The 580-nt window shown below is 58.8% G+C and carries 1 pseudogene and 1 other annotated feature; the pseudogene reads right to left on the reverse strand.

Going from position 1 to position 580, the window contains the following annotated elements:
• A pseudogene (locus DWB67_RS17795) lies at nucleotides 1–580 on the reverse strand (IS3 family transposase); the annotation flags it as partial.
• Nucleotides 366–482, reverse strand: a sequence feature (AL1L pseudoknot). It overlaps the preceding pseudogene by 117 nt.

Below are 580 nucleotides of genomic sequence, written 5' to 3' on the forward strand. Positions count from 1 at the left end.
AAGCCCTGCCACGTCGACACGTAGGTAAAATCGCTGACCCAGAGCAGATTTGGCGCAGGGGCCCGGAACACGCGGTTCACCTTGTCACGCGGACAGGGCGCTGATGGGTTAGGAACCGTTGTTTTAAGCACCTTTCCACGCACTGCCCCCCGGATGCCGATCTGTTTCATGAGCCGTTCCACCGTGCAGCGCGCCAGCGTAAAACCCTCGCGCTTCAGCTGGTGCCACGCTTTTCGAACGCCGTAGACCTGATAGTTTTCATCCCAGACCCGTTTAGTCTCGGGCCGAAGCTCGGTGTCACGCTGATGCCGTGCAGAAGCTTTGGAAGGGTCCGCTCGGCACGCAAGACAGTGATAAAATGTTGACGGCGCGATCGGCAGGACCCTGCAGATCGACTCGACACCGTAGACAACGCGCTGATCTTCAATGAAGGCGATCATCGTTTCAGTGGGCGGTCGAGTTCCGCCTGCACAAAATACGCCGAAGCCTTGCGCAGGATCTCATTGGCCTGGCGCAGCTCGCGAACCTCACGTTCCAGTGCCTTAATACGGTCCCGTTCTTCAGTGGTCACGCCATCGCG

This window comes from Paracoccus sp. JM45, assembly GCF_003590715.1.
GTDB lineage: Bacteria > Pseudomonadota > Alphaproteobacteria > Rhodobacterales > Rhodobacteraceae > Paracoccus.